This window comes from Gluconobacter vitians (assembly GCF_015244565.1).
Classification (GTDB): Bacteria; Pseudomonadota; Alphaproteobacteria; order Acetobacterales; family Acetobacteraceae; genus Gluconobacter; species Gluconobacter vitians.
Map to the genome: position 1 here is coordinate 1 of NZ_JABCQG010000010.1, position 25,928 is coordinate 25,928.

Below are 25,928 nucleotides of genomic sequence, written 5' to 3' on the forward strand. Positions count from 1 at the left end.
AAGACCCTCAGTGGCCTTACCCCTTACGAATACGTCTGCAAAATCTGGACTTCAGAGCCAGAAAGATTCATCATCAATCCAACCCATCAAATCCCGGGACTAAACACCTAGGCTTCGGTCAATCTGGGCGCGACTTCGATCAGTTCATGGATGGCGCAAATACTGCAATCAATGAGCAGTATTCAGAAGACCCGGCATGAGCGGGCGGACAGATACGGAGCGGCTGGAATAGATGGTTCGCAAGATCGTCACGACGGCTGGGTCAAGCCACAACAACGGGCCGACAACATATGGCTGCTGGTCAGAGCCGGAAGATCGTTCGCTTTCGACGGGGCATGCGACCTATCGAGACGCCATCGACGCAGCCATGGACGCGGAGGAACGGAGATGAGTGATGCTTCACAGCTTCTGATCGTAAAGGAAGTGCAGTCACGTCTTGGATGGAGCAGGGCGACGATTTACCGGCACATGAGCGCAGGACAGCTTCCGAAGCCCCGCCGCCTCTCGTCCGGTTCGGTCCGATGGGATCAGCGCGATATTGAGGAACTGATCCGCATCGGGACGGATGCCTGGAAGGAGCAGAGCGAGCCCGCCCTATAAGGAGCGGGCTTTGCGGCTCGTGCTCACAAGATCCTTGAGGCTGGCCTGCTTCTCCAAGATCAGGTCGGCCCAGATCTGCGCCAGTTCTCGACGGCGCGCAAGAAACAGGGCGCGGTTATAGGCGCCTCCACTTTGTCTTTCATAACATGGGCAAGCATCAGATCGATGGCCTGCCGATCTTCCGGGAACCGCTCATTCATCGAGCTTGAGAAGGTCGCCCGAAAACCATGCGGGACGTGCCGCTGATGGTATCCGGCCCTGTTCAGCAGATACCCGATCGCATTCTCGCTCATGACCTGCTTCGGACGGCGCGCATTCGGAAACAGGTGCGGCCAGCGTCCAGACAGTGGACGCAATGCTTCGAGCAGTTCAACGGCCTGGCGTGATAGTGCTACCAAATGCTCCCGTTTCTTCTTCATTCGAACTGCCGGGATACGCCACAGCGGCTCGGGGCCGCCCAGGTCCTCGAACTCGTCCCACATCGCATAGCGTAGTTCGCCCGGCCTGACGGCAGTCAGGTACAGCAGCCGCAACGCGAGGAGCGTGACCGGGTGCGCGTCTTTGCCTTCAGTCTTGCGGATCATGGCGCGGGCCTCATCCAGATCCGTGATGGCCGGTTGCCTGCCGCGGACCACAGGCCCGAGGGCAGGGGCGACAATGGCGGCCGGGTCCGCTGTTCCGTATCCGCAGGCAATGGCGTGGACGAAAATGTCTGACATACGCTGGCGAGTGCGATGAGCAGACTCTACCGCGCCGCGCGTTTCGATCTCTCGCAGGACAGCAAGGACGATCGGGGGCGTAAGATCATTGACCGGCATGTGGCCCACGGAAGGCAGCACATCACGCTCCAGGCTACGCCACACGTCCGCAGCATGCCGCTCCGTCCAGAGATCCTTTCTCTGAGCAAACCAGTCTCGGGCAGTCGCAATGAAGGTCTGGGTAGGATCGACCTTGCCGATCGCCTTGAGGAGCTTCTTTTCTTTTGCCGGGTCTCGTCCGGCCTGCAGAACCTTGCGGGCCTTATCCCGCTCCGACCGGGCATCAGGAAGGCGAACGTCCGGGTATGATCCCATCGTGTAGGTCTTTTCCTTACCCTCAATCTCATAGCGCCAGCGCCAGTGCTTGCCGCCCGAAGGTGTCACTTGGAGATACAGGCCTCCGCCGTCCGTGAGCTTGAAGGCTTTGTCTTTTGGCTTGGCCGCACGGACCTGCGAGTCTGTCAGCATTTGGCTCTACCCCGTCTCTTCCGAAATTATACCCGCCGTCTACCCGGTTCAGAACGAGACAGGATGAGACAAAACGAGAACGAATGAGACAAGAGAATGACGCAAAACGCTGGATATACCAAGGCTTTGAGACAACATGAGACTGATTGAGAAGGGGTTCTGGCGGAGAGAGTGGGATTCGAACCCACGGTACGCTATTAACGTACACACGCTTTCCAAGCGTGCGCCTTAAGCCGCTCGGCCATCTCTCCTGTCGAGCGAGGCGGTGTTTACGAGAGCTTCCGCGTCAGATCAAGTCCCTTTCGGGCATTCTGGACAAATTTTTCAATAAGTTCGGAAGATTTATGGCCTGGTGACGACTCAACGCCCGAGGAAACGTCGACTGCCGGCGCCTGGCTTTCCTGTATGGCGCGCTGAACGTTTAACGGATTCAGTCCCCCGGCAAGCATCCAGAAGGACGGAGGCGCCCAATTCCGGGTCAGGGACCAGTCGAACGTACGACCAAGCCCTCCAGGGCGGCAGTCCTGTTCCTGTCGCGGTGCTTCAATAACGTAACCTGCCAGTCGGGGATCAGTCGGGAGGTCGGATTGGCTGGCAATGCCACAGGCTCGCCAGACAGGGCGCCCGAACTGCGACTGAATTTCCAGGCTGCGCACTGGTGTGTCGTAAATCTGGAGAACATCCAGAGGCACTTTTTCCAAAGTCTGTTCGATCAGCCTGTTATCCGGCTTTACAAACAGACCAACGCGGGAAGGACCACCTTCAGTCGAGACTGGCACGCTGTCGTGGAGAGCCAAAGCCTCGTCAGCAGTTACAAATCTAGGGGAGGCCTCACAGAAAACAAAGCCCACCCAGTCAACCTTCAGGCGCGCGCAAAGCTCCATCGTCCGGGTATCACGGATGCCGCAGATCTTGACCCCCGTTATCATGCGCCAGCCAGTTCATCCATGATCGCTCTGGCGGCCTGCACCGGATCAGCCGCCTTTGTAATGGGCCTGCCTACCACGATCCAGTCCGCTCCTGCCCGGGCGGCCTGCGCAGGTGTCATGATGCGTTTCTGATCATCACTGGCAGTGCCAGCAGGCCGGATGCCCGGGACAACCAGCACGGGAGCATCACCCAGCGCGTCCCTCAAAGGCGCGATTTCATGGGCCGAGCAGACTAGTCCGTCCGCGCCGGCCCTAATGGCCAGCTTTCCGAGCCTGACGACCTGCTCCTGAGGGGTGGCATCAACGCCAATTTCCTGAAGACCGGCAGCGTTCATGCTGGTTAGAACCGTAACGGCCAGAAGTCTCGGACGCTCCATTCCGTCCGGAAATGCTCTTTCAAGAGCCTCTCGTGAACGGGCAATCATTTCCGTACCACCACTGGCATGGATCGTTGTGAGGGCCGGCCGGAGCGGAGCAAGGGCAGAAAGGCCCGATGCGACAGTATGGGGAATGTCGTGCAGTTTCAGATCAAGAAAAAGCTTGTGCCCTTCAGAAACCGTCTTCACCGCATCCAGCCCGCAGGCATAGGTAAATTCGAGCCCCAGTTTAATGGCGTCGACATCATCTTTGAGTTTTTCTGCCCAATGCAGTGCCTGGGAGCGGGATGCTGTATCGAGGGCAGCGATCAGTTTTGTACGACGCAACATGCTGGCGCTCAGACCTTCTGCTCTGGCTGAACCGGGACCGTGCCGGGGAGGGGGGTGCCAACCGGGTTCTGAAGGCGATCCAGACGCTGATGAAGTTCGACAAGCTGGCTTTCCAGCGTGCGAACATGCTGTTCAGCACGGCGGGCGCGTGAACGCTGCTGCATGTCACCGATCAGGCCGATCAGAAAGCCGAACAGAAGGGCGACAACCCCTACACCCAGCACGAGCGTGCCGATGGACAGATGCCAGCCAAAAGACACCAGCCAGATGGGTTCCAGATCCGTATTGCTCAAGGCAAAAACGATCAGGACCGCGAGAAGAACGACGAGGATGAGCAGTCTGAGCATAAACATGGTCCTATCGTGCTACCTGCAGCGCAACAAGACGTGCGGGCAGGAAGATTGATTCCCTGTCAGCAATCATGATGTCCTGTGCAGGCGGCATCATGCGCCGGTGCTGACATTGCGCAGGATGGCGATATCATTCCCAACGTATCACCGAAAGGGATCGCGGTGTCTGAAATCATTCCATTACGTCCGGCTCTTCCGAAAAGTGATACGTTCTGGGCCGTTCTCGCATCCCAGGGGAAGCGCACGGTCATCGCGAACATCTACATGACACAGAAGGAGGCCGAGGCGGACCGGCAGTGGCGTGTCGGACAGGTCAGTGCCTACAGCGTGTTTCTGCGGACCGAAAAACAGGACGTCCCCGTGTACCGGATCGAGAAGATAAAGCGCGCGGATCTTCCACGAAACTGGAGACCACTTCCGGCACTTGGAATGCTGCGCGGCAGGCTCATCTGAAAATCGCCCCGCTGGTCAAAACACAAACATCGTGACAGACTGCCGGATGCCACATTTCCTTGCATTTCAGTGCAATACGAAATGAATGATTTGATGACCGCATGAGGATGCAAGCCAATGGATCAAACATATACCGACACCGTGACAGGCGGTTCCGAAGGCCTGGACGTTTCGGATTCCCAGCCTTCTTCCTCATCTCTCATCGTTGGTTCGCAGTATCTCCGGGCCATGTCCATTGATGTGCAGAACACTCCGGACGTCTACAGGGATCTTCCCACACAGCCTCATATCGGGATGACGGTTGATGTTACGGGACGCCAGCTCGGAGATCAGCCCACATTCGAAGTCAGCCTTGTCATCCGGGCACAGGGTCTGGAGAGCGCCCCGACACAGGAAGCTCCCAATCCGAAGGTCCTTTATGAAATCAGCCTGGCCTATGCAGGGCTGTTCGGTCTGACAGGACGTATTCCGCAGGAAGCGGTCGAACCCCTGTTGCTGGTTGAAGCTCCGCGCTTCCTGTTCCCCCCCGCACGCAGCGCCATGCTGAATACCGTCCGTGAGGCCGGTTTTCCGTCTCCCAACATCCAGCCCATAGACTTTCATGCGCTCTGGCAGAGCCGACGGGCACAGCAGCGGTAAAGAGCATATCCGTTCTGCAGGCAGCTCCAGAGGGACCCAGCATCAATGAAAGATCATATCCTTGCATCCCCGGCTTTTGCGGGTGATCGGCCGCCTCTATGGGCAGCGTTTGATGCAGAATGGTACCGCACCCGCTATGGGCTACGCCTGCGTGAGGAAGCCAAGGAGAGCGGAGAAGCCTCGGAACTCGATCTGAGCGATGAAGGACTGGAACATCACTGGAAAAAGAAGGGAGCCAGAGCCGGGCTGTCTCCCAACCGGTTTTTCGACGAAGAATGGTATCTCCGCCAGAACCCGGATGTCCGCGAGGGCATCAGTCTGGGGATTTTCGACAGTGGCTTCCTGCATTACTGCGAAAGCGGTTTCCGAAGTCGCTCGCCGCACTGGCTGTTTTCCGAAGAAAACTATTTCAGCTGCAATCCTGACCTGAGCCCGCATGTCCTTGCATCGCAGGGGTTCTGCAATGGCTATGACCATTATCTTGCAATAGGCGATCAGGAACACCGCAAGTCCCACGCTTTCTTCGATCCTGAGGTCTTTCGATCCGCCAGCATGGCCGAAAGACAGCATTATGATTTCGGGATCGGCGATTTTGTTCAGTTCATCCGGTTTTCGGCAGCCGGGAGGCGGCGCAGTTCCTGGTATTTCGATCCGAAATGGTACCTCGAACGCTACCCGGATGTTGCGGAGGCCTTAGAAAACAACAGATATCAGAGCCCGCTTCACCATTACCTGACCAATGGCAATCCGACAGCTTACGATCCCAATCCGTGGTTCAGCGAAGCCTTTTATGCCGAAAAATATCCGGATGTAGGCAATATCGTTGCTCAGGGCGGCTTCCGGAACGGATATGAACATTTCGTCCGTTTTGGTATCGCCGAACAGCGTCAGCCTCAGGCCGACGTCGATCTGGCCAGTTTCCTGAGGCAGAGCGGTATTCAGCGCCAGCTTCGTCGCCCGGATATTCCCGATATCTTTACGCTCTGGGTCCAGTCCCAGGGAAATCCGCTGGAAGAGACCGTAGCGGACATCCCGGAAAAGCAGTGCCAGTTGCTGGATTTGCAGAGAGCACAGACGCTTATTCCTTCACTCGTGCGCGAACCCCTAGATTTCCGCCCTGTGACCCTGCCGGACGTGACCGTTATCATGCCGGTCTCAAACCAGTTTCAGGAAACACTCTCCACCTTGGCTGCTCTCTATGCGAACAGCGACCGAAGCCTGCAGATCGTTCTGATCGACGCAGGGTCCACGGATGAAACGGCCCAGATCGAGCGGTTTGTCCGCGGGATACACATTATACGGCCGCCTTATCGTACGACCCATGCTGAACAGATCGGGCTGGGGCTTGAACTTGCACGTGCAGACATTGTTCTGCTGCTTCCAGCCGGGGTCCAGCCGTTCCCTGGAAGTCTGAAAACCGCTCTTGAAGCATTCGCAGACCCCGAAATCTGGGCAGTGGGCGGCCAGTCTCTGGGACTGGACGGCAAGGTTCGGGAAGCCGGCAGTGTTTTGTGGAGAAACGCGACTTTCACACCTTTCGGAAAAGGCCTGCGGGCTAACGAACCTGAAATTGCGTTCCGGCGATGGGTGAACGCCTTTACCGGTGGACTTCTGTTCTGCCGGCGCCCCCCCTTGCATGAACACAGCAAACTGAATCCTGTCTGTATCGGCCCGGAAGCCGAGATGCTCGCAATCTGCTGCTCATTGCGTCAGGCCGGTGGTAAAATCCTGTATGATCCGGATGTACTCGACCGATCGGCTGCAGAGCCGGAAATCGCCCCGGAACTGCGCGTCCGCAATGAAGCCTGGCTGAAACGCCGGTTTGCGGGACTGCTGTCGAGACAGCCGCTACCGAGCACCAATATCATGCGCGCCCGGTCTGCATGTGGTTCGCCGGGGATCCTGTTCCTGTGCGAACGACTGCCCCATACCGTTCTGGGTACACCTTATCTCCGGCAGCGTGACATGATGATCGGTCTCAGCCAGCTCGGATATCAGGTGACCGTCTTCCCGCTGGATGGAAGCCTCCATGACTGTGTCGCTACAGCGCTGGATTTTCCGCCGGGCATCGAACTGATGGACGATTGTGACCTGTCCGAGCTGCCGGATTTCCTGCAGGAACGCGCAGGATGCTTCGATTACGTCTGGATCGGCAGTACGAAAACACTTCAGCGTACCGGCCCGATCCTGCAGAACCACGCGAAGTGCCTGCCCAGACTGGGAATGGTCGTGGACGTCCACGGAAGTCATTCTACGGAATCCCATTACCGCCGACTTGTGGGAACCGTGAACAATCGCGAACTGCTCCTGGATGATCTGGAACTTGATATCGATCAGGCTTGGCTGACGCAGTCCTTGGTCGCCGGTACAGCAGACGAAAAAGCCAATTTGGAAGCGCTCGGTCTAACCAATGTCTGTGTGCTGGGCGCACCTCCCATTCCGGCAGTCCTGTCTCCCTCGTTCAGTGAACGTACTGGCATCCTGCTTGTTCTGCCTGTCCATGCCAGTGGCGATGCAGTGCATGATGGCCTGCACTGGTTTGTCCATGAGGTCCTGTCAAAACTGGATCGCAGCCTGCCGCCCGAAGCAACCGTCCTTCTGGCAGGCTATCGGGCCGAGAAGGTCGATCTTTCTGCATTCACGAGATATCGGCGACTGGAAGCTTTTCCGGACGAGACAGACCTGCAGGCGCTCTACAGATCGCGCCGCATTCTTGTCGAGCCGTCGCGCGTGCTGGCATCGGCGCCACGTGAGGTGCTGGATGCGGCTGCAGCCGGGTTACCCGCTGTGGTCTCGGAAACTGTCTGTCAGACGCTGGGTCTGGAAGACGGGAAGACGTGTCTGTCAGGCGGGTTTTGTGATCCAAACAGGTTCGCTCAAGCCATAATCCGTCTGTATACGGACATGGATCTGTGGAATAGAATCAGCCATGACGTGCAGGAGCGGATGCGCAACGAAGCCGCCCATTCCGGTTTTTATGACGGACTGAAAGAGGTTCTCTCCGTTGCAGCCGGAACCACGCCTCTTGCAGCTTCGACGGTACCGCTGCGTCATCACAAGATATCCGAGGCCGACGCCAGGTTTGCTCCAGCTCCGATCCGGCTTCAGCCCCGTCGGATGACTGCCGGCAGTGATTGAGAAAAAAACAATGGCCATGAGGCAGCGAGCGGGGATGACAGCCGATCTGTCGGATTTTTCGCGCTGCCTTTCGGCCTCAGACAACTGAATATGGAAAACAAGATGACTGCCACTTCCGAGAAACTTGATACCGTTCTCCAGAATGTCGACGCTCATCTCGACGCTTCGGTCTCACGTCTCTTCGAAATTCTCCGCATTCCGAGCATTTCCACCCAGCCTGCACACGCAGCAGATTGCCGTAAAGCGGCAGAATGGATGCAGCGGGAACTCAAAGAACTCGGAATGACGGCTGATATCCGGGATGTCCACTGGGCTGCACCGGGACATCCCATGGTTGTTGGTCATGAAGGGGCTGACGGAGATAAGGATCATCGACCGCACGTCTTGTTCTACGGCCATTATGACGTCCAGCCGACGGACCCCGAAGCGCTGTGGAACGCGCCTCCCTTCGAGCCGCGACTGGTCGAAGATACCACAGGTCGCAAGGTCATCGTCGCGCGAGGGGCAAGCGACGACAAGGGTCAGGTCATGACCTTTCTGGAGGCCTGCCGCGCCTGGAAACAGGTGACGGGCTCGCTGCCGGTCAGGGTCAGTGTTCTTCTGGAAGGCGAAGAGGAATGTGGTGGCGCAAACCTGTTTCCGTTCCTCAAGGAAAACGCGGCTGAACTGAAAGCGGATGTGGCGCTTGTCTGTGATACAGGCATGGCGGACCGTAAAACGCCCGGCATCACGACCTCCCTGCGGGGCATGATGGCCGAGGAAGTGGTTATCCAGTGCGCCAGCCATGACCTGCATTCCGGTCTGTATGGCAATGCTGCAGCGAACCCGATTGCCGTTCTCTGTCAGGCCCTGGCAACGCTGAGAAACGCGGAAGGGGGCGTGACACTGCCCGGCTTCTATGATGGCATCCAGGATCCGGCGCCTGAGACGCGGGCACAGTGGAGCAAGCTGTTTCCCGATGACCGTTCCCTTCTGGAAGAAGCAGGACTGTCGGTCGCAGCTGGCGAAAAGGGCTATAGTGCCATCGAACAGACATGGTGCCGCCCAAGCTGCGAAATCAACGGAATTTCCGGCGGCTATGAAGGCGAGGGGTTCAAGACGGTTCTTCCGGCAAAGGCCATGGCGAAGGTGTCCTTCCGCCTCGTGCCAGGGCAGGACCCTGACCGCATTCGTGAAACCTTCCGCGCCCATATCCGTGCAGCCCTGCCTTCCGATGCTCACGTGACCTTCACAGGCCATGGCGGTTCGCCGGGCTTTGAAGTCTCCCGTGACAGCCGCTTTCTGGCGCCTGCACTGAAAGCCCTGACGGACGAATGGGGCGTCCCCGCCGCGACAGTGGGTTCCGGTGGCTCCATCCCGGTCGCGGGCGAAGTCCGGGATGCGCTGGGACTGGATGCTCTGATGATCGGCTTTGCCCAGAATGACGACCGGATCCATTCTCCGAACGAACAGTACGGACTGGATTCCTTCCATAAGGGCATCCGCTCATGGGTACGGGTGCTTGCGGCACTGGCAGACGCAGGCTGACGATGAAAACCCCGAAACCGCTTGCCCTGACACTGGGAGACCCGGCCGGGATCGGCCCCCAACTCGCGGTCGAGGCATGGCGAAGGCTGCGGCTTTCGGGGGAGGGAACATTTTTCTGGCTGGGTGATCCGCGGTTGGTGGAAAGCGCGGTTCCGGTCACCTGCATCGATAGCCCAGAGGAAGCAGGCGCTGTTTTCAGTGACAGCCTGCCTGTCCTGCCGGTATTCTGTGAAGCAGATGTCGTCCCGGGGCAGCCAGACTCCCGCAACGCCGGAGCGACGATCAGCAGCATCCGTCTGGCGGTTGAATATGCGCTCGCAGGGCGGGCCGGCGGTGTTGTGACAAACCCGATCGCCAAGCATGTTCTGGCCGCTACCGGCTTTCCCTATCCGGGGCATACGGAATTTCTGGCAGCCCTTTGCGACTGTCCCGGCGAAGAAATCATGATGCTGGCGTCGCCACAGCTCAAGGTCGTGCCCGTGACGGTTCATGTTTCGCTGCAGCGGGCCCTGAACACGCTGACGACCGATCGCATCGTGAGTGTGGCAAAGGCTGCGAACACAGCACTAAAGCGGGATTTCGGCATTGCTGCACCACGGCTGGCGATTGCAGGACTAAATCCTCACGCCGGCGAACACGGCATGATGGGCGATGAGGAAACAATAATCATCCAGCCTGCCATCGACAGGCTTCGGGCTCAGGGCATCAACTGTCAGGGCCCTCTGCCGCCGGACACGATGTTCAGTGCCAATGCCCGGCCAAATTACGATACCGCGATCTGCATGTATCATGACCAGGCGCTCATTCCGCTCAAGACGCTCGATATGGCAGAAGGCGTGAACGTGACCCTCGGCCTGCCGATCATCCGCACATCCCCGGATCATGGAACCGCTTTCGATATTGCAGGGCCTGTGACAGGCTTTTGCCGGGCCGATGTGTCCAGCCTTCTGGCCGCCATCCGTCTGGCTGGCGAAATGAGTCTATATCGGGAAAGGAGAGGGTGATGATCCGTCTTGGAGTAAATATTGATCACGTCGCCACGCTGCGAAACGCCCGGGGCGGCACATTTCCTGATCTCGTAAAGGCCGCCGAACTCGCCATTGCATCAGGCGCTGACGGGATCACAGCGCATCTGCGCGAAGACCGCCGGCATATCCGAGATGCCGACATGCCCCGCCTCAAGGCCCTGTCTGCCCCGCTAAATTTCGAAATGGCCGCGACCGATGAGATGGTGAGGATCGCCTGCGAGCTGCGTCCGCATGCCTGCTGTCTGGTCCCGGAAAAACGTCAGGAAGTCACGACAGAAGGCGGTTTGGATGTCACGGGGCAGCGGGAGGCTCTCGCGCCCCGGATCGCCCGGCTGAAAGACGCCGGTATCCGGGTCTCTCTGTTCATTAACCCTGATGCCCGTCAGATCGAGACTGCGGCGGCTCTGGGTGCACCTGTGGTGGAGCTTCATACCGGGGCCTATGCGCATGGAGGCGCACATGAACTGGAGCGCCTGCAGACAGCGGCTGACACCGTTGCGGCATGCGGTCTGGAACTCCATGCCGGACATGGACTGACCTATGCCAATGTCGGGCCTGTTGCCGCGCTGCCCGGCCTTGCCGAACTCAATATCGGACATTTCCTGATCGGACAGGCGATTTTCGATGGTCTCGGACCCGCAGTCCGGAAAATGAAAAACCTGATCAACAGCTGACAAAAAAGCCGGGATGGAAACCATCCCGGCCTTTTTATGGGGCTTACTTGACCGGCTGGATAACCGGCTGGGTGTCGTCGTTCGTGAACTTGGGAACGTATTTCCCGGACTGGTCGGAATAGGTTGCTGTTCCACTCTGTGCCGGCGTACGCGGCGGGTGGAAACCGGAAACGGGACCGAAGGGGCCACCATTCACGCGACGCATCGTGGACTCACGCTGACGGGCACAGCCGCGGGTGATGATGGAGCAGATGCCGTCTGTTCCGATATATTCATCGTCATTGCCGGTGTAATGCACTTCGGAGACCCGGTCATGATCCATGCGGACCAGCATGCGGCATGCCGTCCCACCGCCGCCAAATGCGGACTGATAGATACTGATGGCCGACTGGACAGGAATGAAACCGGAATCCGATGGCATCGTCGGAAGCGCCTTGCTTCCGTCATACTGCCAGATCTCGGTTGTATCGTTCAGCTTCTTCGTGGAAGCCGGAATACCGGCGCAGGCCTGAAGATCATAGCTCGTCATGCCAACCATTTCGTACTGTGCCTTGTGAGCACTGCGGGAATCGAAATAGCCACATCCCGAGAGGGCCGCGGTCGCCGTCAGGGCAACGACCATCCGTGTGAAAACCGGGCGCATCATGTCTCCTTTGCGCATCATGGGGAGCAGACTGCAGACCCGGAACGATTCATGACGAACAGGTCACAATCAGATGTGAAGTGTCCTGTTTCTACAACACCATCCCGGATGGGGATAGAGGAGGCGGGTTCCTTTGTGCCGGATGATGGGTTACAGGGCAGTTCCCTTGCAGCACAGGAATGCCATCAATGGCCGACATGACCCCATCCGAGGTAACACGCCTCCAGACCACGCTCCAGCGCCTGCTGGGCTCTCCGAAACTGACCGTCAACAAGCCCAGCCGCAAGGGCATGAGCGTTGAACTGGCCGTGGCAGGGGAAGTGATCGGCACGGTACACCGTGACGAGGACGAAGGCGAAGTGTCCTACGCCATCCACATCACGGTTCTGGAAGAAGACCTTCCGGCCGCCTGAATTTTCAGGCGGCGTGAGCCGGGGCAGGCATCTCGAATCGCGTGATTTTCCAGCCCCAGTGCTCGAACTTCATGTGCAGGACGAACGGTGTCTGTCCCGGCTGGTCCAGGCTCGCCTCGAATTTACCGGCGCTGACGAAATGGGCGTGCATGGAATGCCACATTCCAAGCCAGCTCGCGGTTGGTGCACTATGGGGCATCACCTGATGGGCCGTCGTCATCAGCGTGGCTGGCGTGAGGTGCGTGTCGATCGCATTTGAAACGACCTGACCCGCAAATGAGCTTCCAAAGCCTGGAAGATCGTCATCAGCCGGCGCTGCGGGCGTGAACTGCTCCTTCAGGCAATGGCTCAGCGAGGCCCAGTCAACATGCGGGGCAAGGCGTGAGGGATTGTTGCCGCTCATCGCCCGGTCGATATCCCACAGAGCCAGATATGGCGACACCGCATACGCTGCCAGAACAGCACCGGCACTGACCCCAAGTCCCTGCCATGCGCGTGGCATGACCCTGCGAAAACCGTTTTTCATGATGACTTCTCTGTTCGGGTCCTGTGAGACACCAGGACAGTGATGGATGATAGTGACGCTAACGTCTTTCACCCGTGAAAGTCAGCAATTATCATCATGTCATGGACATGAATTTTTCCGATCAGGAACTGGAGCGGTATTCCCGCCACATTCTTCTGCCTCAGGTCGGAGCGACAGGGCAGGCGCGACTGCGAAAAGCCGCCGTTCTTGTGGTCGGAGCCGGTGGTCTGGGCGCCCCGCTGCTTCAGCAGCTTGCCGCGTCAGGAGTCGGGCATATCGGGATCATTGATCATGACCAGGTGGATCTCAGCAATCTCCAGCGTCAGATTCTTTACGGCACAGACGATATTGGCCGCTTCAAGGTTGAAGCGGCCGCAGCCCGGCTTGCAGCGCTCAATCCGCTGGTGGAACTCCACCCTTATCCAATGCGGGCGACGGAAACGACACTGGACGAACTCATCCCGCACTATGACCTGATCTGTGACGGCACGGATAATTTTGCCACACGGCTGGCAGTCTCCGATGCCTGCGTCCGTCATGGACGTACTCTGGTCTCAGGCGCGGTGCAGGGATTTTCCGGACAGCTTGCAGTTTTCCGTCCCCAGAAAGGCGGTCCCTGCTATCGCTGCCTGTTTCCCGACGCCGAGCGAACGTCTGCTCCGAATTGTGGAGAGGCAGGCGTTCTGGGTGCGGCAACCGGTGTCATGGGTAGCCTGATGGCCGTTGAAGTCATGCGGGAGATTATCGGACTGGAGGGGCGGGACGAGACACGCGTGTCCATGTGGGACGCCCTGTCAGGCACGTTACAGAGCTTCGTGCTGCACCGGGACCCCGCCTGTCCGGCCCACCATGAAAAGAGTCTGTCGGCATGAGTACTCCCATGTTCCTGACCCTAGCCGACGATTCATGGCAGCGGGTCCATTATGCACTCATCGTTGCGGCGGGCGGTCTGTCGCTCGGACGGAAGGTCACGATCTTTGCCGGAGGACGCAGTGTGCTGGCTTTTGCAAAGGACTGGTCCGCGCTTCAGGACGTGCGTTCTGACTCCGAACTCGCCGCCCAGGGCGTAGCGGGCTTCAGTGAGCTTCGGGAAGCCGTCATGGAACTCGGTGCAGACGTGATGACCTGTGAGACCGGCCTGAAACTGGCCTCGCTGTCTCCAGCGGACCTGATGGACGGAGTTTCAGTTGCGGGAATTGTCAGCTTTCTCGAACTGGCGGGAGACAATTCCATCCTTGCGCTGTAAGTTGCCCCCAAACATACAATTTTAAGATGTCTTTCCCGTTTTGATGACTTGCCGAAACTCTCGGCCCTTGGCAGGGATGCGCTCATGAGAATGTCTGTCTCCCCTCTGCGTCCTGCCAAAGGCCATTCCGCTCTTCTTCGCGCGCTTCTGGCCGGCACGGTCCTGTTCGCCGCTCCGGGCGCCTGGGCTGCCCATCACCACAAGAAGCATGGGGAAACGGCTGAAAAAACCGCCGACAAGCACGCGCCTGCCAAGAAACATCACAAGGCAGAAGCAGCGAAACCCGCGACATCAGGCGCAAAGCATAAGGCAGCACATCACGCAGCCCTGAAGCATGCCGCTCCGGCAGTCGCGGCCGGCGCTGCCGCCGGAACGGCTGGTGCAGCAACAGGGGCAGCGGGCCAGCCTGCGGCACCGGCAGCTCCGCTTGCGCCCGAAAATACGGATAAGGGCAGCAATACGGGCCTGCCATTGCCCCGCTATGCCGCACTGAGAGCCGACAAGGTCTATATGCGCCGTGGTCCTGGAGACCGGTATCCGATCGACTGGGTCTATCATCGCCGCGGATTGCCTGTGGAAATCGAACGTGAGTTCGATGTCTGGCGGCTTGTGGAAGATTCTGACGGTCAGAAGGGCTGGGTTCATCAGGCGACGCTCTATGGCAGCCGGACCTTCGTCATCCCCGGCCTTCCTCCCGAAGGTGTGAAAGCACAGGCGGGAGAGGCCAGTGCACAGGCAGGCGACCATATCGGCAAGGCCGATGCCCGTATTCTCGCCCGTGTCGCCACCCAGGAGGAGGCACGGGCACATAAAAATGATGTGCTCCTCATGAGCCATCCGGAAGAAGATAGCAGCGTCATCGCGGTGCTGGAGCAGGGAACGGTCGGCAATATCAAGCTGTGCCCGCAGAACTCTCAATGGTGCCGCGTCAGCGTGAAAGGCTACGAAGGCTGGCTGCCACGCCGTCTTTTCTGGGGACTGCTCCCCGGCGAGACGATTCAACCAAACTAATTTTTCGATCGAGGACGCCGTATATGACATCCAGTTCCCATCACCGCCGTACGCGGATCGTCGCTACTCTGGGTCCGGCCTCATCCTCGCCCGAGATGATTCTTTCCCTTGCGCAGGCAGGCGTAAACGTTTTCCGCCTCAATTTTTCCCACGGCGCGCACGAGGACCATGGTGAGCGTCACGCTGCCATCCGGGCTGCGGAAGAGAAGGTCGGTCATCCACTGGCCATTCTGGCAGATCTGCAGGGACCGAAACTGCGCGTCGGCGTGTTCGAAAACGGTCCGGTCATTCTTGAGGAAGGCAAGCCTTTCCGTCTGGATCTGGACCGCACACCGGGCACGACCGAGCGTGTCTGTCTGCCACATCCTGAAATTATTTCCGCCGCAAAGCAGGGAAGCCATCTCCTGCTGGATGATGGCAAGCTCAAGCTGCGCGTCACGAATGTCGGGGAAGGTTTTCTCGAAACGGTTGTCGTAATTGGTGGCAAGCTTTCCGAGCGCAAGGGCGTCAATGTTCCGGACGTCACCCTGCCCATTCCGGCCCTGACCGAGAAGGATCGCCGTGACTTCAATTTCGCGCTGTCGCTTGGCGTGGATTTCGTAGCGCTTTCCTTCGTGCAGCGCCCGGAAGACGTTCAGGAGGCCCGCGAGATCGCAGCAGGTCGCGCAGCGATCGTGACGAAGCTCGAGAAACCGCAGGCCATGGACGATCTGGCGGCCATCGTGCATCTGTCAGACGCCATTATGGTGGCCCGTGGCGATCTGGGCGTGGAACTCCCCCCGGAGGAAGTGCCCGTTGCACAGAAGCGTGCCATTGCCGAAGCCCGCAAGCAGTGCCGTCCGGTCATCGTGGCAACACAGATGCTGGAAAGTATGATCGAAAGCCCGACCCCGACCCGGGCCGAGGTCTCTGACGTGTCGAACGCCGTTTATGATGGCGCTGACGCAGTCATGCTTTCAGCAGAGAGTGCGGCTGGTAAATATCCGCTCGAAGCCGTCTCGATGATGGCCAGGATTGCGTCACGGGTCGAACAGGATCACGAATGGCGCATTCGGATGGACCGTCTGCGTCCCGTACCAGACGAGAGTGTTCAGTGCGCGATCGTTCAGGCCGCCTGGCAGGTCAGCCGGACGCTGCATGCAGGCGCCATTGCGTCGCATACGCGCGGCGGCGGCGGTGCCATGCGGATGGCCCGCGAGCGGCCCCATTGCCCGATCATCGCCCTGACGCCCGAACTGGACGTCGCACGGCGCCTGTGCGTCGTATGGGGAACATTCCCGCATGTCGTGGACCGCGAGCAGACGGCTCACGGCATTGAGGATCTTGCCGGCCCGGCCGCCGATCTCGCGCGCAGCATGAAGTTCTGCAAGACGGGCGACCATGTTCTGGTTCTGGCAGGTCTGCCATACGGTCATTCCGGCAGCACGAACACACTGCGGGTCGTTACAGCCTGAGGCTCTTTTGCTACGGGGGCATACTCCCGTAGCAATGACATCCTGTATCAGGCCTGACGGTTTTCGATCAGGGTGCGCCGGATCGCGCGTCCACGCTCGATCCGGCTTATGATACCGGCTTCATCGCCTTTGCGGATCGCATCCGCCATCGCCTGCGTATCAGCCACGAACCTGTCGAGCGTGCCAAGCAGCGCTTCGCGGTTGGCGAGAAAAATATCCCGCCACATGACGGGGTCTGAGGCGGCAATCCGTGTAAAATCGCGAAAACCCGAGGCCGCATAATCCAGCACGGCGGCACGAAGTTCGTCAGAAAGATTGTCGGCCGTATCGCAGATCGTGAAAGCCAGAAGATGCGGCAGATGGCTGACCATGGCGCAGATCCGGTCATGCTCGTCATCAGTCAGGATCTTCGTGCGGGCACCGCACAGCGTCCAGAGCTTCTCGATCGTCGTAATGGCGTTCTGATCTGCGCCCTCGGGCGGGACCAGGAGGGCCCACCGGTCTTCGAACAGCGTTGAAAAGCCCGCATCCGGGCCCGAATGCTCCGTACCCGCCATCGGGTGCCCCGGGACATAAGCCACGTTTTCGGGCAGTATCGCCGTGATCTTCGGCCCAAGCTGACCGCGGACGGACGCCACATCCGTCAGAATGCTGCCTGGCTTCATATGTGGAAGAAGCTGCCCAGCAACCTGTTCCACCGCACCGACAGGCACGCAGATCATGACGCAATCCGCCTGTGCGGCTTTAGCCAGATCAGCTGTTGTGACATCAGCGATATCAAGCTCGCGAACCCGCTCAAGGACGCGGGAACTTGTATCCGCTGCAATCAGGGTTTCAGCAATGGTGCCCGTTTCCCGGGCGCGGCGAAGGACGGATGATCCGATAAGGCCCGGACCAATAACCGCAAGAGACCTGAAAAAGGGTGTCATAGGACTCTTGGAGCCGTGGCAAAGGAATTGTCGTCAGGCTTCTTGCCGTCCCGGGATGTCGCCTCTTTCTTGATGTTGCCAGCAAGCGCCGTCACAGCCGGAGCGATAACCTTCTTCCGGGCGGGCGCAGGCGCGGGTTCGCTCTTCTTTGCAGAGCCGTTGCGCTCGTGACGCAGACGACGCATTTCGATGATCTGCCAGACAAGCAGGACCGGAATGCCGATCAGGATGTCGCGTCCACGGCGCAGAAGCGAAAGACTGAGGGAAATCTGGGCATCAATCCCGAATATCATGCCCAGCGCGACATAGGCGGCTTCCTGTACGCCGAGAGCGCCCGGCACGAGGAACCCGGCCGACATGATGCCACAGACCACACCTTCGATGGCGACGGAGGAGAAAAATCCGACATGGGCCCCGAGAAGCTGGAGGGCCAGCCACGTCATGGCTGCACTGCCCATCCAGCATAGCAAATGGCAGAATGCACCGAGGGAAATCCTGTCCGGACGGCTCCAGAGGTCTTCGAGTCGTGCCTGGAAGGTTTCGGTATTGCCGATCAGGGCAGCGCGCCATTCCGATGCGATATGGCGCCCAAGAAAAGCCGCGGCTCTGCGGATCATGGCGCCGCCCCGATGCTGGGTCCAGATAAAGCCCGCAATACCCAAGCTTAGCAGCACCATGCCGCCAATCAACGGCCAGACGAATTTCCCGGCACCATGATGACCGATCAGGCAGAGAAGGGCGATCAGGACGAAGGCGATCTGTCCCAGCACTTCTGTCGTGATGTCCACCAGATTGGCTGCTACGCCTTCCGGCCAGTGCAGCTCTTCCCCTTCGCTGGTGCGCGGATCAACACCGGCGAGTGTGGCGCGGACACCAATGACCATTCCGCCAAGCTGGGAGAAGGGGAGGCATGCCCCGGCGCTGTCACGAACCAGACGTGCTCCGATCAGGCGTCGTACGCCCAGCATCGGCACCGCTGCATGCCATGCAATTCCGAGGCCCACATCGATCAGGAGCTGGCAGGCCGCGAGAAGCAGGAAGCCGCCGACCCCGACTTTCGAGAGGGCTTCCACGACGGGATGGATACCCGCCTTGGCCGCGATGAAGGTGAACAGGGCCACCCCAAGAAGGGAAAGGAGAACTGGGAGAGTTTTTTTCAACGTCTTCGTCACATGCCGTTTGCACACGCTCTATCGCACACAGGGTGAATATTCCACCCTTGCAGACGCTTTCCCCGAAAAGCCGGGGGGATTATGCTGTCATAAATTGCAACCATCTGCTGATGACCCAAGGAGACACTGCCACCATGAACGATGTCACACTCGTTACGGGGGCTACCGGGTTTGTCGGCTCCGCCGTCGCCCGCGTCCTGGAAGAACGTGGACACCGCCTGAGGCTTCTCGTCCGCCCGACATCCGACCGTTCAAATATTGCTGAACTCAACGCAGAGATTGCCGTAGGCGACCTCTCCGACCCGGATACGCTGATCCCGGCGCTGAAGAACGTCAAAACGCTCTTTCATGTTGCGGCCGACTACCGACTCTGGGTTCCGGATCCGGAAACCATGATGAAGGCCAATGTGGAGGGCACGCGCAACCTGATGCTGTCCGCCATGGAAGCCGGGGTCGAAAAGATCATTTACTGTTCATCGGTTGCGGCTCTCGGCCTGCGCAGCGACGGGGTGCCGGCGGACGAGACCACGCCGGTTTCCGAAAGCCAGGTCATTGGGATCTACAAGCTTTCGAAATACCGCGCCGAACAGGAAGTCCTCCGCCTGGTCCGCGAAAAGAACCTTCCGGCCATCATCGTAAACCCCTCGACACCGGTTGGCCCGAGAGACATCAAGCCAACGCCGACGGGACAGATGATCCTCGACTGCGCCAGCGGGAACATGCCGGCCTATGTCGAAACCGGGCTGAACATCGTGCATGTCGATGACGTTGCGGAAGGGCATGCCCTGGCGCTTGAGCGGGGAAAGATCGGCGAGAAATACATTCTCGGCGGTGAAAACATCATGCTGGGTGACCTGTTCCGCATGGTCAGCCAGATCGCCGGTGTGAAGCCGCCAAGCATAAAGCTCAAACAGTCCTGGCTTTACCCTGTGGCCCTTGTTTCCGAATGGCTTGCACGCGGGTTCGGCATTGAGCCCCGGGTCACACGCGAAACACTGGCCATGTCCAAGAAGCTCATGTTCTTCTCGTCCGACAAGGCGAAGAAAGAACTTGGATATTCCCCGCGCCCGGCCCGCGATGCCGTGACAGATGCCATTGCCTGGTTCCGTCAGCACGGACGGATGAAATAATGCTGTTCGGAACTGCACTGACCAGTCTGGGAGCCTGGATCTATCTTTCGCTGTTTCACGGGAAGTTCTGGCAGAAAGGTCCCATTCTTCCCCCGAAACCCACTCCCGCATCCGCACCCGATGTCGCAGTCGTGGTGCCGGCGCGTGACGAGGCAGAGTCCATTCAGGCCTGCCTGACTTCGCTTCTGGAACAGGATTATGACGGTCATCTCTCCGTCATTCTTGTTGATGATGAAAGCACGGACGGAACGGGGGACATTGCACGCGCGCTGCCCGATCCACACCAGCGCCTGACTGTCATTCCGGGCAAAAAGCGCCCTGCGGGATGGAGCGGCAAGCTCTGGGCCGTCCAGCAGGGCGAACAGGAAGCCCTGACGCGGATCGGCCCCTATGGCTACATCCTTCTGACAGACGCGGACATCATGCATGCTCCGGGTCATCTGGCGTCTCTGGTCGCCAAGGCCCGGGAAGATGATCTGGATCTTGTTTCAGAAATGGTGGCGCTGAACTGCGAGAGCAGCGCAGAGCGTTTTCTGGTCCCGGCTTTCGTCTATTTCTTTGCAATGCTCTATCCGTTTTCGCGGATTGCCAGCGAGCATTCCCGGATCGCAGGTGCGGCGGGCGGCACCATTCTCCTGCGGCGGCGGGCTTTGGAGTGCATTGGCGGGATCGCCGCCCTGCGCGGCGCCCTGATCGATGACTGCACGCTGGCCGCGCATGTGAAGCGTTCGGGCGGGCGGCTCTATCTGGGTCACAGTGCGCTGGCATGGTCGGTGCGGCCATATCGCGGCATGAAGGATGTCTGGCAGATGATTGCCAGGACTGCCTATGTGCAACTGCGGTATTCGCCGGTCCTGCTGATCGCAACGATCATCGGCATGGCCATGATCTGGCTCCTGCCAGCCTATCTGGCCCTGTTCGGCAAGGGACGGGAACGGCGGGTCGGGCTTCTGACCTATCTGGTCTCGTGCCTGACATTCGTGCCGACACTCCGCCGCTTTGGCCTGCCGCTGTGGCGTGCCATTCCCCTGCCATTCGTTGCGGCTTTTTACATGGCGGCAACCATCGGCTCGGCCATTGACCACCATCGCGGGGTGGGCGTGCGCTGGAAAAATCGTTTCTACACGGATGAAACATCGTGACAGACAGCATCTGGGGGACGAAAGACGTCACCTCTGCCAAAGGTAAATCCGACGAGAATTTTCCCGTTGGTTCGTTCCTGATTGCGCCGCGGCTCCGGCCTTACGTCCATACCTATTATAATTTCGCGCGTGTCGCGGATGATATGGTGGATACGACCGAACTGACGCCGGATCAGAAGATCGCCCGGCTCAAGGGAATGGCCGGTGTCATCCGCGGAGAAATCACGGCCCCGCAGCGTGCCGATGCGCAAACCGCAGTCAAGCTGCGCGACGTGCTGCTCAAGACAGGCGTTCCGCTGGACACGGCAACGGATCTTCTTGAAGCGTTCTGCATGGATGCGGAAAAAAACCGCTACGATAGCTGGGACGAGCTGCTGCATTACTGCAAATATTCAGCAAACCCCGTCGGCCGCTTCCTGCTCCTGCTGCATGGGGAAGCCGAGGAAACACTGGCTCCATCCGATGCATTGTGCTCCGCGCTTCAGATCGTCAACCATCTTCAGGATGTTGCCGGTGACCTGAAGGACCTGGACCGATGCTACGTGCCGCGGCCTTGGCTGGAAGAAGAAGGTGTCTGCGTGGACGATCTGCGTCTGGTCCGGAGTAAGCCGGGTGTCCGGCGCGTCTTCAACCGGATGCTTGATGGTGTTGACAGCCTCAACAGGCAGGCGAGGGCTCTGCCGCATCTCATCCGTGACCGCCGGATGCGACTGGAAGCGGCCGTTATCGTTGAACTGTGCCACATTCTGGCAGCGCGTCTGCGTCGTCAGGACCCACTGCTGGAGCGCGTGGCCCTGACGAAAACGGACGGGGCGAAGGCCCTGTTCCGGGCCCTGCGTTATTTCCCTGCCGCAGGCTGACCCATACGGCAGGGTTGGACCGGATCAGGCGATGATCTGGTCCAGAGCCGTACAGAAGGTCTTCATTTCATCCATCGAACCTACGGTAATCCGTGAGGCGTTCGGCCAGATCGGCCACGAGCGCCCGATCACGACTTTCTGCTGCAGGAAGGCGTCCTTGATGGGCTCTGCCGGTTTCTTCCAGTCGATGACAAACATATTTGCCTCTGATGGAATGAAATGGATGCCGCGCTTGCGCAGGTGCTGGAACGTCATGTTCCGGGCTGCAATCATTTCCTGACGACGCGCATCAATAGCGGATTTCATGGTCAGGCTCATTGTGCCACAGGCCATGGCCGGCACTGGGAGCATTGCGGTTGCGCTCTTGCCATCATAGCGCATCATGCTCTCATGCAGGTCAGGTCTGGCGAATGTCAGACCAAGCCGCATACCCGCCATGGCAAACATCTTGGAGAATGTTCTCAGGACAACCACGTCCTTGTTCTTGCTGACGAGTTCGACAGCACTCGGGGCATGGGAGAAGTGGATATACGCTTCATCCACCAGAACGACCGAACCCTTCGGCTTGTGCTCAACCAGCCAGGCAATGTCGCGCAGCGGCGTCAGCGTGCCGGTCGGATTGTTCGGAGAGCAGATATAATACACACCAGCATTAGGATCGGCGGCCAGCATGGCGCGCACATCCGTGCGGTATCCGTTCTTTGCGGATAGCGGAACACGGGCCAAGGGGATCTTCAGCCATTCCGAGGCGACCCACCCCGCTTCATAGCTGGGATCTGCCGTTACAAGACCACGGGTAGGCGAGCAGAACGTGACAATGGCACGGGCGAGGGGGTCGGATGAGCCACACCATGTCATGACATGAGTCTGCGGGATCCCCTCGACGTCCGACGCGGCCTTAATAAGATCGTCGCGCATGTGACCAGTCGGGTCATAGCGGTTGCTCTGGAATACGGAGGAGGCACCAGCCTGCGCGGCTTCAGGGAAGGGCCCTGTCCAGCATTCATTGCTGCCAAGGCGCGTCATGCCTTCAAAATCGATACCCGACGGAAGGATGGCGGCCTTCGCAGAATTCGTCAGGGCATGTGCGGTCGCACCTGCTGCCAGAAGCGTGGCAATTCGGCCGAAGCTGCGCCGGGAATATCCCCGGGCAAGAAGGTCGCTACGGGCGGCGGGAGAGAGGGGACTGGTCATTGTGGGCCATACTCCAGACTAGGGCCGGAACATGTTAATTCCGAAACGTTTTCCCTGTCAAAGCAGGCCCGGAAGATATTTTCAGTATTCTTTCTGCTGGCCCGGCAGGGGAATGGATGTCGGTTTTCCCGGCGATCCGGCATAGGTCAGCATAAGAACCGTCTGACTGTCTCCGGTTACGCCACGATGGACGTCATTGACCGACTCCGCAAAGGCCTCACCCTGATGGAAGGTCCGCTTCTTGCCGCTTTCCCGATCCTCGATCGTCAGGGTTCCTTCCAGCACGTATCCGGCATTGGGATAGGGATGAACATGCCAGGGCAGGGCGGAATGCGCCGGGATTGTCAGCCGGATCATGCTGAGCATCGGACGTGTCGTGGGATAATGGTCGTAAGGCGTGCCATTCCAGGAATGATCATCGGCCAGAAGATGATCGGCATGACCGCTGGCGGTTGCGGGCGAGGAGGTCTGAGCGATGGCAGATGACGCTGAGAGGGTTCCTCCCAGTATTGCGCCTGCGAGAAGGACGGGGGTCGCGAGGGCGGGGAAACGCATGGCGAAAGACTCCTTTTCAGGTGTTGCCTTTTGGCATCACCATAACGCATGGCCATGCTTTCCGTTCAGGTCGTCTTTGTCTCGGGGGGATTTGGGGCTAGAACCCTGATCTTCTGAAACGAGACAGGGGTCAGACATGGTTTTCAGCAGGGTGCGCGCTTCTTCCGGTCTTCCCTGCGCGCAGGCCGATCTGGACCATGTCGAGAGGATCGTCACGGCATCCGGGACATCCTTCGCCCGCGGGATGCGTATCCTTCCGGCAGACCGGCGTCAGGCAATGTTTGCGGTCTATGCCTTCTGCCGTCAGGTGGACGACATCGCGGATGGTGACGCCGGCGTCGCAGACCCGATGGCGGCCCTGAAGGACTGGCATCAGCGGATCGACCGGCTTTATGAAGGTGTGGCCACGGATGCGCTCGACCGCATCCTGATCGTCGCCATTCACCGCTACCAGCTTCAGGCCAAGGATTTTCACGACGTCATCGACGGCATGGCCATGGATTGCGGCGCACCGATCGTAGCACCGGATGAGGCGACGCTTGATCTGTATTGTGACAGGGTCGCTTCCGCGGTCGGGCGGCTTTCGGTCTGCGTGTTTGGTGACTCGTCCGACAACGCCCGGCGCGTGGCCTATCATCTCGGGCGGGCGCTTCAGCTTACGAATATCCTGCGCGACATCGCAGAGGATGCAGACCGTGGCAGACTCTATCTGCCATCCGAGCTTCTGACCCGGTTTGACGTCCCAAAAGACCCACACGAAGCGCTTTATGCTCATGGTCTGGATCATGTCGCCCGTATCCTGGCCGAGCGGGCAAAGGACCATTTCCGGGCGGCGAAAGCGGCCATGCAGATGTGTGACAGCAGGGCGATGCGTCCGGCGCGCATGATGGCTGCCTCTTATTCGCCCATCCTGTCCGCACTGGAAAAACGCGGCTGGAAAACGCCTGATATTGCTCCAAAGGTCTCCAAGCCCTGGAGAAAGCTCCGTACACTTGCGGCATATGTGAAGTAAGCCCCATGAGCCATGTCCACATCATCGGCGGCGGCCTGGCAGGCCTCTCCGCCGCAGTCGAACTGGCAGCACAGGCGCGCGTCACGGTGTTCGAGGCGGGACCAGCCTGTGGCGGCCGGGCCCGTTCCTTTCATGACCGGTCTCTCGATACACGGATCGACAACGGCAATCATCTTATCCTGTCCGCGAATGATCTGACATTCCGCTATCTGGACATTATCGGTGCCCGTCACACCCTGACGGGTCCGGGCCTGCCGATCTTTCCGTATTACGATCTTGAGGACAGCCTCGCCTGGACGCTGCGCCTGTCGAAAGGAAAGCTTCCCTTCTGGGCGCTTCCGGGAGGACGGCGCGTCCCGGGTATGAAACTGTCCGAGCTGGCTTCACTGGGGCGTTTCCTGCGTGCTGGCGAGGACACGACGGTGGAGACCTGCCTCAGTTCGGGTCAGTTGAGCCGCAGGCTGCTGATCCCATTCGCGATTTCCGTCCTCAATACGGATATCCACACTGGCAGCGCCAAGCTGCTTGGCAATGTGATCCGCAAGTCTTTGGCCAAGGGAGGCATGGCCTGCTGTCCGTGGTTCCCGTCAGTCGGACTGTCCGAAACGCTGATCGATCCCGCCGTGGCATATCTCAGGCGTTTCCATGGTGACGTGCACACAGGTGTTCGCGTCAGCGCCATCACGCAAGAGAATGGCCGCGCCACAGCACTGGAAACATCGGACGGTATCATTGAACTGGGTCCGGAAGATCAGGTCATCATGGCTGTACCGGGCCCAGTGGCGCAGTCGCTCATGCCAGCCTTGCCAGCTCCGGACGCATTCGAGAGCATCGCCAACGCGCATTTCCGCCTGCCTCAAGCGGTGCAGTCACGTGGCGTCGTGGCGCAGGCTGGTTTTGTTGGGCTGGTCGGCGGCATTTCGGAATGGGTTTTCCTGAAGGGCGATGTTCTGTCCGTCACCGTCAGTGCGGCCAACCGTTATGCCGATCGCAAGAACAGCGAGCTTCTGGCAACAATCTGGTCCGAGATCAGGCGCGCTCTTGATCCCGTGCTCTCGCAGCCGCTTCCTGTCGCCATGCCGCCAGCCCGTCTGATCTGGGAGAAGCGTGCCACATTTGCCGCAACGCCCGAGCAGAACCGCCTGCGCCCCGGAGCCAGAACGGACCTCGTCAATCTGGCTCTGGCCGGGGACTGGACCGACACCGGTTTGCCGTCCACGATCGAGGGTTCCATCCAGTCCGGCCTTCAGGCCGTTTCTGCGCTGGGGTTCCGGTCCGCCATTGAGCACACGGGATCGTGATGAGCGCTCACACTGTCATGATTGTAACACAGCTCCCGCCTTGCAGGACTGCCTGTGTCGGGAGAACCG

28 protein-coding genes, 1 tRNA gene and 1 pseudogene are annotated in these 25,928 nt (G+C 59.3%); 19 read left to right on the top strand and 11 right to left on the bottom strand.

What is annotated here, in order from left to right:
* From HKD24_RS08690 to HKD24_RS08700, 3 genes and pseudogenes are all read left to right on the top strand, one after another.
* Positions 1-111 (top strand): annotated as a pseudogene (locus tag HKD24_RS08690) (IS481 family transposase); the annotation flags it as partial.
* A gap of 121 nt (positions 112-232) precedes the next feature.
* Positions 233-391 (top strand): hypothetical protein, encoded by a 159-nt coding sequence (locus tag HKD24_RS08695; protein ID WP_194259938.1) that lies wholly within the window; start codon positions 233-235, stop codon positions 389-391.
* Entirely contained in the window at positions 388-600 is a 213-nt protein-coding gene (locus tag HKD24_RS08700) for a helix-turn-helix transcriptional regulator (protein WP_194259939.1), read from the top strand. The genes HKD24_RS08695 and HKD24_RS08700 overlap by 4 nt, the downstream gene beginning before the upstream one ends.
* A 59-nt stretch (positions 601-659) precedes the next feature.
* On the opposite strand, the gene HKD24_RS08705 is transcribed toward HKD24_RS08700, so the two are convergent.
* From HKD24_RS08705 to HKD24_RS08725, 5 genes are all read right to left on the bottom strand, one after another.
* Positions 660-1,826, bottom strand: a complete 1,167-nt coding sequence (locus HKD24_RS08705; protein WP_228124282.1) for a tyrosine-type recombinase/integrase — start codon at positions 1,824-1,826, stop codon at positions 660-662.
* Between the two features lie 160 nt (positions 1,827-1,986).
* Positions 1,987-2,077 (bottom strand) — tRNA-Ser (locus HKD24_RS08710).
* Positions 2,078-2,095: 18 nt separating this feature from the next.
* Entirely contained in the window at positions 2,096-2,752 is a 657-nt protein-coding gene (locus HKD24_RS08715) for a phosphoribosylanthranilate isomerase (protein ID WP_194260059.1), read from the bottom strand.
* On the bottom strand, positions 2,752-3,462 hold the full coding sequence (gene pyrF / locus HKD24_RS08720) for an orotidine-5'-phosphate decarboxylase (protein ID WP_194259940.1): 711 nt from the start codon (positions 3,460-3,462) through the stop codon (positions 2,752-2,754). Before pyrF ends, HKD24_RS08715 begins: the two co-directional genes overlap by 1 nt.
* Before the next feature lie 8 nt (positions 3,463-3,470).
* Positions 3,471-3,809: a LapA family protein gene (locus tag HKD24_RS08725; RefSeq protein WP_194259941.1), complete on the bottom strand. Its 339-nt coding sequence runs from the start codon at positions 3,807-3,809 to the stop codon at positions 3,471-3,473.
* Positions 3,810-3,974: 165 nt separating this feature from the next.
* Between HKD24_RS08725 and HKD24_RS08730 the strand changes: the two genes are divergently transcribed.
* From HKD24_RS08730 to HKD24_RS08755, 6 genes are all read left to right on the top strand, one after another.
* On the top strand, positions 3,975-4,265 hold the full coding sequence (locus HKD24_RS08730; protein ID WP_194259942.1) for a hypothetical protein: 291 nt from the start codon (positions 3,975-3,977) through the stop codon (positions 4,263-4,265).
* Positions 4,266-4,382: 117 nt separating this feature from the next.
* On the top strand, positions 4,383-4,904 hold the full coding sequence (locus tag HKD24_RS08735) for a protein-export chaperone SecB (protein ID WP_194259943.1): 522 nt from the start codon (positions 4,383-4,385) through the stop codon (positions 4,902-4,904).
* A gap of 45 nt (positions 4,905-4,949) precedes the next feature.
* Positions 4,950-8,042: a glycosyltransferase gene (locus HKD24_RS08740; protein ID WP_194259944.1), complete on the top strand. Its 3,093-nt coding sequence runs from the start codon at positions 4,950-4,952 to the stop codon at positions 8,040-8,042.
* 102 nt (positions 8,043-8,144) lie between these two features.
* Complete coding sequence (locus HKD24_RS08745; protein WP_194259945.1) at positions 8,145-9,569, top strand: M20/M25/M40 family metallo-hydrolase; 1,425 nt, start codon at positions 8,145-8,147, stop codon at positions 9,567-9,569.
* A gap of 2 nt (positions 9,570-9,571) precedes the next feature.
* A complete protein-coding gene (pdxA, locus tag HKD24_RS08750; RefSeq protein WP_194259946.1) occupies positions 9,572-10,573 on the top strand; it encodes a 4-hydroxythreonine-4-phosphate dehydrogenase PdxA in 1,002 nt (333 codons plus the stop codon).
* Entirely contained in the window at positions 10,573-11,271 is a 699-nt protein-coding gene (locus HKD24_RS08755; protein ID WP_194259947.1) for a pyridoxine 5'-phosphate synthase, read from the top strand. Before pdxA ends, HKD24_RS08755 begins: the two co-directional genes overlap by 1 nt.
* Before the next feature lie 43 nt (positions 11,272-11,314).
* Here the strand turns inward: HKD24_RS08755 and HKD24_RS08760 are convergent, their stop codons facing one another.
* On the bottom strand, positions 11,315-11,914 hold the full coding sequence (locus tag HKD24_RS08760; protein ID WP_062510642.1) for a hypothetical protein: 600 nt from the start codon (positions 11,912-11,914) through the stop codon (positions 11,315-11,317).
* Between the two features lie 188 nt (positions 11,915-12,102).
* On the opposite strand from HKD24_RS08760, the gene HKD24_RS08765 reads away from it, so the two are divergent.
* A complete protein-coding gene (locus tag HKD24_RS08765) occupies positions 12,103-12,327 on the top strand; it encodes a DUF3126 family protein (RefSeq protein WP_011253749.1) in 225 nt (74 codons plus the stop codon).
* 4 nt (positions 12,328-12,331) lie between these two features.
* Here the strand turns inward: HKD24_RS08765 and HKD24_RS08770 are convergent, their stop codons facing one another.
* Complete coding sequence (locus HKD24_RS08770; protein ID WP_062510520.1) at positions 12,332-12,853, bottom strand: DUF2939 domain-containing protein; 522 nt, start codon at positions 12,851-12,853, stop codon at positions 12,332-12,334.
* Positions 12,854-12,954: 101 nt separating this feature from the next.
* Between HKD24_RS08770 and HKD24_RS08775 the strand changes: the two genes are divergently transcribed.
* From HKD24_RS08775 to pyk, 4 genes are all read left to right on the top strand, one after another.
* Positions 12,955-13,725, top strand: a complete 771-nt coding sequence (locus tag HKD24_RS08775) for a HesA/MoeB/ThiF family protein (RefSeq protein ID WP_194259948.1) — start codon at positions 12,955-12,957, stop codon at positions 13,723-13,725.
* Complete coding sequence (locus HKD24_RS08780) at positions 13,722-14,099, top strand: DsrE family protein (RefSeq protein WP_194259949.1); 378 nt, start codon at positions 13,722-13,724, stop codon at positions 14,097-14,099. The genes HKD24_RS08775 and HKD24_RS08780 overlap by 4 nt, the downstream gene beginning before the upstream one ends.
* Before the next feature lie 84 nt (positions 14,100-14,183).
* Positions 14,184-15,110 (top strand): SH3 domain-containing protein, encoded by a 927-nt coding sequence (locus tag HKD24_RS08785; protein ID WP_194259950.1) that lies wholly within the window; start codon positions 14,184-14,186, stop codon positions 15,108-15,110.
* A 23-nt stretch (positions 15,111-15,133) separates the two neighbouring features.
* Positions 15,134-16,564: a pyruvate kinase gene (pyk, locus tag HKD24_RS08790; RefSeq protein WP_194259951.1), complete on the top strand. Its 1,431-nt coding sequence runs from the start codon at positions 15,134-15,136 to the stop codon at positions 16,562-16,564.
* 47 nt (positions 16,565-16,611) lie between these two features.
* Here the strand turns inward: pyk and HKD24_RS08795 are convergent, their stop codons facing one another.
* Together HKD24_RS08795 and HKD24_RS08800 are read right to left on the bottom strand one after the other, a co-directional pair.
* A complete protein-coding gene (locus tag HKD24_RS08795) occupies positions 16,612-17,493 on the bottom strand; it encodes a prephenate dehydrogenase/arogenate dehydrogenase family protein (protein WP_194259952.1) in 882 nt (293 codons plus the stop codon).
* Positions 17,490-18,665 (bottom strand): HpnL family protein, encoded by a 1,176-nt coding sequence (locus HKD24_RS08800; RefSeq protein WP_194259953.1) that lies wholly within the window; start codon positions 18,663-18,665, stop codon positions 17,490-17,492. Before HKD24_RS08800 ends, HKD24_RS08795 begins: the two co-directional genes overlap by 4 nt.
* A gap of 134 nt (positions 18,666-18,799) precedes the next feature.
* Between HKD24_RS08800 and hpnA the strand changes: the two genes are divergently transcribed.
* The 3 genes from hpnA to hpnC are packed head-to-tail and all read left to right on the top strand — an operon-like array spanning position 18,800 to position 21,797.
* Complete coding sequence (gene hpnA / locus HKD24_RS08805) at positions 18,800-19,795, top strand: hopanoid-associated sugar epimerase (protein WP_194259954.1); 996 nt, start codon at positions 18,800-18,802, stop codon at positions 19,793-19,795.
* On the top strand, positions 19,795-20,937 hold the full coding sequence (locus HKD24_RS08810) for a glycosyltransferase (RefSeq protein WP_194259955.1): 1,143 nt from the start codon (positions 19,795-19,797) through the stop codon (positions 20,935-20,937). Before hpnA ends, HKD24_RS08810 begins: the two co-directional genes overlap by 1 nt.
* A complete protein-coding gene (gene hpnC / locus HKD24_RS08815; protein ID WP_194259956.1) occupies positions 20,934-21,797 on the top strand; it encodes a squalene synthase HpnC in 864 nt (287 codons plus the stop codon). The genes HKD24_RS08810 and hpnC overlap by 4 nt, the downstream gene beginning before the upstream one ends.
* Before the next feature lie 24 nt (positions 21,798-21,821).
* On the opposite strand, the gene HKD24_RS08820 is transcribed toward hpnC, so the two are convergent.
* Complete coding sequence (locus tag HKD24_RS08820; protein WP_194259957.1) at positions 21,822-22,991, bottom strand: pyridoxal phosphate-dependent aminotransferase; 1,170 nt, start codon at positions 22,989-22,991, stop codon at positions 21,822-21,824.
* An 81-nt stretch (positions 22,992-23,072) separates the two neighbouring features.
* Positions 23,073-23,546 (bottom strand): cupin domain-containing protein, encoded by a 474-nt coding sequence (locus HKD24_RS08825; protein WP_194259958.1) that lies wholly within the window; start codon positions 23,544-23,546, stop codon positions 23,073-23,075.
* A 136-nt stretch (positions 23,547-23,682) separates the two neighbouring features.
* Between HKD24_RS08825 and hpnD the strand changes: the two genes are divergently transcribed.
* Both hpnD and hpnE read left to right on the top strand, forming a co-directional pair.
* A complete protein-coding gene (hpnD, locus tag HKD24_RS08830) occupies positions 23,683-24,558 on the top strand; it encodes a presqualene diphosphate synthase HpnD (protein ID WP_194259959.1) in 876 nt (291 codons plus the stop codon).
* A gap of 5 nt (positions 24,559-24,563) precedes the next feature.
* Positions 24,564-25,859: a hydroxysqualene dehydroxylase HpnE gene (hpnE, locus tag HKD24_RS08835; RefSeq protein WP_194259960.1), complete on the top strand. Its 1,296-nt coding sequence runs from the start codon at positions 24,564-24,566 to the stop codon at positions 25,857-25,859.
* The last annotated feature ends 69 nt before the right edge of the window (positions 25,860-25,928 follow it).